Source organism: Sphingobacteriales bacterium (assembly GCA_012517435.1).
In the GTDB taxonomy this organism is placed as follows: Bacteria; Bacteroidota; Bacteroidia; order CAILMK01; family JAAYUY01; genus JAAYUY01.
In genome coordinates this window covers 1-6930 of the sequence record JAAYUY010000221.1, presented here as the reverse complement: position 1 = coordinate 6930, position 6930 = coordinate 1, and the positions used below count along the sequence as shown (strand labels likewise).

At 39.0% G+C, this 6930-nt stretch carries 6 protein-coding genes; 4 read left to right on the top strand and 2 right to left on the bottom strand.

Annotated elements, in window-relative coordinates:
* The 4 genes from GX437_12340 to GX437_12325 form a co-directional block, all read left to right on the top strand.
* A partial coding sequence (locus tag GX437_12340) for an SAM-dependent methyltransferase (protein ID NLJ08444.1) occupies nucleotides 1–466 on the top strand: 466 nt, incomplete at its 5' end.
* Nucleotides 453–962 (top strand): flavin reductase family protein, encoded by a 510-nt coding sequence (locus GX437_12335; GenBank protein NLJ08443.1) that lies wholly within the window; start codon nucleotides 453–455, stop codon nucleotides 960–962. The genes GX437_12340 and GX437_12335, both read left to right, overlap by 14 nt.
* A 7-nt stretch (nucleotides 963–969) precedes the next feature.
* Nucleotides 970–1599 carry a hypothetical protein gene (locus GX437_12330; protein ID NLJ08442.1) on the top strand — a complete coding sequence of 210 codons (630 nt, stop codon included), beginning with the start codon at nucleotides 970–972 and terminating at the stop codon, nucleotides 1597–1599.
* Between the two features lie 90 nt (nucleotides 1600–1689).
* The gene (locus tag GX437_12325) at nucleotides 1690–4005 is read left to right on the top strand and encodes a PAS domain S-box protein (GenBank protein NLJ08441.1); all 2316 of its coding nucleotides are present in this window, start codon (nucleotides 1690–1692) and stop codon (nucleotides 4003–4005) included.
* Between the two features lie 13 nt (nucleotides 4006–4018).
* On the opposite strand, the gene GX437_12320 is transcribed toward GX437_12325, so the two are convergent.
* Both GX437_12320 and GX437_12315 read right to left on the bottom strand, forming a co-directional pair.
* On the bottom strand, nucleotides 4019–4597 hold the full coding sequence (locus GX437_12320; protein NLJ08440.1) for a peptidylprolyl isomerase: 579 nt from the start codon (nucleotides 4595–4597) through the stop codon (nucleotides 4019–4021).
* Nucleotides 4598–4715: 118 nt separating this feature from the next.
* Nucleotides 4716–6845: an Omp28-related outer membrane protein gene (locus GX437_12315; GenBank protein ID NLJ08439.1), complete on the bottom strand. Its 2130-nt coding sequence runs from the start codon at nucleotides 6843–6845 to the stop codon at nucleotides 4716–4718.
* Between the last annotated feature and the right edge of the window lie 85 nt (nucleotides 6846–6930).

Genomic DNA, 6930 nt, shown 5'->3' with positions numbered 1-6930 from the left:
TGGCTACGAGGCTGCCTATTTGTTTGATAAAGGATTTACAAATATTTTTTTCCTCGACTATGCTGAAAAAGCGGTAAGTTTTTTCAGGGAAAAATTTCCTCATTTTCCTGAAAATCAAATAATTCAGGAAGATTTTTTTCAACACTCAGGAAAATATGATCTCATCATTGAGCATACTTTTTTCTGTTCACTCCATCCTGATCTACGAAAAGACTACGTCAGAAAAGCTTATGACCTGCTGAATGAGGATGGAAAACTGGTCGGCCTGTTTTTTAACCATCAATTCGGGAAAGGAGAACCACCCTTTGGCGGAACTGCTGAAGAATATATCAATCTGTTCAGGAACTGCTTTAACTTTCGGCATTTCTCTCCCTGCAACTGCTCCATCAAACCCAGAGCCGGCAGAGAATTATTTGTTGTACTGGTAAAAAAAATGTGTTTTAATCAATTAGATGAAAGATTTTGAAAAAATAAAGCCTGAAAAGCTGACAGACAATCCGTTTAAACTGATCGGGGATGACTGGTTTCTGATAACTGCCGGGACAAAAGAACATTTTAATACCATGACAGGAGGCTGGGAACATTTCGGAATTTTATGGAACAAACCAACTGCTCTCATTTATGTCAGACCGACAAGATACACATTTGAATTTACGGAAAAATATCCCCTTTTCACTTTATGCTTTTTCACTGAAAATCAGCGACATATTCTCAATTACTGTGGAAAATTCAGTGGCCGCCACAAAGACAAGGTCAGGGAAACAGGACTGACACCTGAATATGATGCTGAAGGTTTTATCTGGTTCTGGGAAGCAAGGCTTGTTGTTAAATGCCGTAAAATATATTCAGGCACAATATCCCCTGAAAATTTCCATGATGAACGGATAAATTCACATTATCCCCTGAAAGACTACCATACACAATACATTGGTGAGATTATTGAATGCTTAATCAAAAAATAATTGTCTTATGAAATCAGGAAGATGGTTGCTTGTATTGCTTTTTCTATTCTTATTAAATGAAAATCAATTATTTGCTCAAAGAAAATCAGGTATCATTGACGATCATGATAAGGCTAATCTGACCATGGCTTCAAAGAAAAACCCCTTTTACACCATTATTTATGAAGCAGTAACCACCGGAAGAAAAGGAAGTCTGATAAAAGCCTACAGAGATACTGCCTTTAAAAAAGTAATATCTCCGGAAGAGATTATTAAAATAGGTTCAGGAGAAGAAACATTTCAGATTTATCCCGATCCAACCAATCCTGATGTGTTTTATGACACTACCGTTTTTGTTCCGTTTAACCCTGAAAAAATCTCACGTTATCTGGTGATATATGATATCAACACAAAACCTGAAGAGCCTCCCATTAAAATAGTGGCGATAGCACCCCTGATAGATAATTGGGTGGCAAATGTAAAGTTAAACGAACAGATAATTTTCTGGGTAAAGTTTGAGGATCTGGCAGAAGTGGCAGGAAAGGAAATTTTTAACAGCCCTGAAAACCCCGGAGGACAACTCACTTTTAAGGATTTTTTCGAAAAAAACCTGTTTTTTATGAGAGATTACGACCCCACCATTATAATCTACAGGTGATCTATGGTGAAAAATTAATTTGTATTTATACCTTATCGAATTTATCTTGCAGCATTAAAAAATGTTGATTTTTTTAGTTAAATATCCACCATGCTGCTAAAAAGCAATAATATTTCAAATAATTCTGAAAATTATCTGGAATTAATCAACAACCTTCCGGGAATGATTTACCGTTGCCAGAACGACCCATTCTGGACAATGAAATTTATCAGCAACCGCTCGGTTGAACTGACAGGGTTCACCCCTGAAGAGCTTATCGATAACAAAAGAATCGCTTTTTCCGACCTGATTTTTGAAGAAGACCGGATAAAAGTCTGGGAGGATGTTCAGGAAGCTCTGAAGAAAAGAGAGAAATACACGCTGAAATACAGAATTCTCACCAAAAACCATGAAATCAAATGGGTAGGCGAGCAAGGATATGGCGTCTGGAACGAAAAGGATGAACTGATTTTCCTCGAAGGAATTATCATGGATATTTCACTTCAGGAGCAATACAAAAATTCTCTTGAAAAAGCTGAAGAGCGCTACCGCAACATTTTCGAAAACCTGCTGGACGTTTATTATGAAAGTACTTTTGAAGGAAAAATTCTGGAAATCAGTCCTTCTGTCTATCATTTACTCGGATATACACGAGAAGAACTCATTGGGAATAATGTCAGTATGCAGTACAAAGATATTGCACAGCGAAATGAGATGATTAACTTGCTTTCGGAAACACAAAGTGTTCATAATTACCATATTACACTTCTTTCGAAAAGTGGTAAAGAAGTGGAGGTAGGCATACACGTGACCATTGATACAAAATCCCGTGAATTTCCTGTCATGAGAGGAATTTTGCGTGATATTACAGAACTCATGCAAATGCAGGCTTCCCTTGAAGAAAGGGAAAAATATTACAGAAGCCTGTTTACCAATGCACCGAGTCCTTTTTTCAGCCTCAACAATAATTTTTATTTTGAAGAAGCCAATCCTGCTTTTCTCGAAATGACAGGATATCATTATGAGGAATTATTGCAGAAAAGTATTTTTGATTTAATCCCTGAAAACGAACATGTTCGCCTTGATTTTATCCGTCAGGAACTTGAAAAAAACAGGAAAATTGACAATTTTGAACTTAATTTGGTACACAAAGACGGAGAGATAATTAACATCTTACTCAGCGGTAACCTTTGCATAGATACTCATGCAGATACTTGTATATCACAGTTTATAGCTACCAATTTCAGCCAGAGAAAACTCCTTGAAGAAGAGCTTGAAAAAGCAAAAAGGAAAGCAGAGGAAAGTGACCGGATTAAATCGGCCTTTCTGGCCAATATGTCACACGAAATAAGAACACCCATGAATGCCATAATGGGATTTTCGAGCCTGCTAAGAGATGAAACGCTGACGTATGAAGAAAGATGTACCTACATTGATATTATTCTTAAGCGAGGAAACGATCTGCTTCAGATTATTTCTGACATCATCGATATTTCGAGAATAGAAGCCGGAGACATCCGCATTGTCATCGACAAAATTTTTGTCAATAAATTTTTAAGAGAAATAACCGGAGAATACGTTAAAATAAAGAAGCTGAAGGGGAAAGACCATATTTCTATCCGTAATTCACTGCAAAGCCTTGATGATAATGTATATATCGAAAGCGATAAGGTGAGGCTAAGTCAGATTTTTGAAAACCTGTTAAGCAATGCCTTAAAATTCACACAGGATGGTTATATTGAAATCGGCTATGAAATTTTACCCGGTTTTATTGAATTTTATGTCAGAGATACCGGTATTGGTATTCCACCGGACAAACATGAAATAATCTTTGAAAGATTCAGACAAGCAACGGATTCGCAGGCCATTGATTATGGCGGAACAGGTCTTGGACTGGCCATTGTCAAGTCACTCGTTACCATACTTGGAGGAAGCTTACGATTAGACTCAGCGGTCAATTCAGGCTCTACCTTTTATTTTACCATTCCCTTTTCAGGAAAACTGAAAGCCGATCATTCAGCAAAAAAAGTTGAGATGATCGAGCATCAGAAACCCAATCTGACGAACAGGAAAATTTTGATAGCTGAAGATGAGATAAACAACTATTATTATCTTGAATCGGTTATTTCACGATATGGCGCAAAAGTTATCTGGGCTACCGATGGCTACTCAGCAATAGAAATGATGAAGAATCAGCCTGATATAGATTTGGTGCTTATGGATATTAAAATGCCGGGCATCGATGGCTTTATCGCCACCAGAAAAATAAGGGAATTTAATCAAGGTGTTGTCATCATTGCTCAGACAGCTTATGCCATGAGCCACGACAGAGAAAGAGCCTTCCAATCAGGATGCACCGACTATATTTCGAAACCTATCCGGATAGAATCACTCAATAAAATGTTGCTGAAATATTTTCCTGCCTGACAACAGCGCATTGTCAGCAGCCACACCCGCAGCTGCCGTTTCCGCAGTCTTCGCTATCACAACCTTCAGAAGAACAACTGTCGCTGCCACATCCTCCGGAACATCCACAGCCCCTGTCTAATCCATACAAACGCTCGTCTTCAGTAGCTTCCCTGATCTCAATCACTTCCCCTTCAAAACAGAGATTTTTCCCGGCCATCGGATGATTAAAATCCATTTTTACATTTTCATTGGTAACTCCTATCACTTTGCCGTTAAAACGGTTGCCCGACTGGTCTCTCATGGGAATGACATTTCCGGGCATGAGCAGGTCAGGATTACTTTCCAGTTCCTGTTCAAAAATGCTCAGCGGTAAATCGAGTACAGCATCTTCCTGATAAGGGCCGTAAGCATCTTCATATTTAAGTACAAAGTTGAAATGATCTCCTGTTTTTAATCCCATCAGTTCCTTTTCAAAACTCTTCAGCAGGTTCCCTTGTCCGGGGATGAAAGTCAGTGGATTGTCAGATTTAACGGCTTCTATAACTTCATGGCTACCTTCTGTCTTAAGATTATAAATGATTGAAACTACATTATTTTCTGAAACGTTCATTTTTGTTAATTTTAGATTTAGATTTTTAAAGTTGCCCAAAGGCCGAAAATATTATGCCACAAATGTGTGCTGATTTAAAGTTAAAAGTTGATTTTTATTCATCACAGATGATTTCCCTTTACCGGAAAATCATCAACGGAATAGCCTGACACTCTTTTTCGGAAATGACTTTAACCAGATATTGTCCGTCCGGCAGATCGCTGACATCAATTTCCTGATTATGATTGATATTTCTGAGTTTTTTGATAGTTCTGCCATCCATTGAAACAATCAGTATGTCTGAAGATTCGAATGCCTGCAATTTCAGACGGATTTTATCGGCAGCCGGATTGGGATATACATCAGATAAGCTGCTGAACTTTTCATCAAATTCAATATCACTCAGCAATCCGTAAAACCAGTCGTGTGTCAGTTTCATGATTTCATTACGCATGGTTTTGGACGATATCATTTCAAGACTTACACCAAGATAAACCGTTTTGAAACCGGTTACGCGGCTTCTGACTGCTGCCACTTTTGAAGGGGTATTGTTGTAGTAAAAAATTGCCTGTCCGTCACTCAGGGCGCTGATGACTTCCGGATACATATAGGGCTGCCCGTTATCAGGATTGGAGCCATAGACATTGACAATCTGCGAACTGCCTGTTTGTCCGAAAACAGCATCCGATGTATTGGCATTCAGCTGATTATTTGACTGATCGCCATCTGAAATATAATTTGCCTTAAGATAATTTGTATAAAAATCTTTGGTGATTTGCGTACCATTTCCGTTGGCATCCCAGGTATCCCAGCCCACATCCTGTCCAGAAACCATCAGATTGCCGCCATTATTGATAAACGCATCAAAGATATTGACCAGATTGTCGGTAAATGCCGGGAACGACCAGCCAACATTGTAATAAATATTTTTAACGCTTGACAACACGTTGGTATTTTCTGTAAGTAAAAGAAAATCAGTATTTGAAGAGGCATAACCGCTGTTGCCTGCATATTTCAGCCCGTCAAGAAAATTGTCTTTAAAGTCTGAGGCAGATGTGCTTCCGCCATCTCCCCAGGGCGCTGCATTTGAAATAACCAGATCAGTAACACCTGCCATAAAATAGACTGTCTGTTCACGAACCACCCCGGGATATGTGATGGATTCCATTTTCAGCCTGACTTTTACCACAGCAGGTGTATCAGCCGGTTCAATTTTTATTTTAACAGCTTTTGCCACATCTCCTGTCAAACTTGTGATTACAGAGTCGGAATACCAGTTTCCATCTACCTGAAAGCTAACATTCCAGCCGGCAGGGGCATTATGAGTCATGGTAATTTTAAAATCCATATCCCCCGACAGCTTGCTGAGTAACTCCATATCAAACTGATAGGAATTTCCTTTGATTCCTTTGTCGATTTTTTTCCCTGTATTGATGACATCACCGATATATAAAGCTGTTTTGCCGTCATGACTGCCACCATTGGCTTCGGCCTGAACACCTGTATAAATCTCATTTTTATTTTCTGTCACAAAAACAGCCACATCGCAGTTATCAATATTATAACCGGCAGGAACAATGTATTGATAAGATTTTGTTACCAAAGTGCCTTTTGATGTTGTATTTATTACATCCCCCCACAATCCGGTAATCATGTGCCGGAGGATGTGTTTGTGGTCATAGTCAGTATGGTTGCCGTTGGCATAATCGGTCTGATAGCCAATAACATGGTTTTCAAGTAATACTACATTCAGATAGTTTTCAGATAAAGGACTGCTTTCAACATAGAATAACTGCACTTCGACTGTCAGTATTCTGGTTGACGTATCAAAAGTTGATTTAAATCCTATATTGACAGGAGACATTAACGGAAATATTTTAGCAGCAGCACTTGCCCAGGAAGTGCGTCCCAGTGCCATTTTCTGTGGGTCAATTTCAGGGAAGAGGTGCCTGTTGACAGAACCCTGTGGATAACCGGTAACCTTTGCATTTGCCACCAATGAATCACCAAAAACGGTTCTGAAATCAGGCTCACCGGCAGCAGGAACAGCAAAATTTCCTGCATGGACATTTATCAACACCACCCGGCCGGGATTGGCTGACGACAATGCCTCAGCCCTCGCATGGCCATCCGGACAGTAACCGCAATGTATTCCGGTAAATTCTTCCAGAACTACATTTCTGAACTGTGGAGTGGTGGTTACCAGGTTTTGTGAATACACACAAAACGATAAGAAGAGCATCGCTCCAAAAACAATCATTTTTTTCATAATTCAGTCTTTTATTTGTGGTGCAATTTATTAAAAACAAAAGTTTTTACATCAAAAGTGATAAATTGAAGAAGATTTTCTTTGG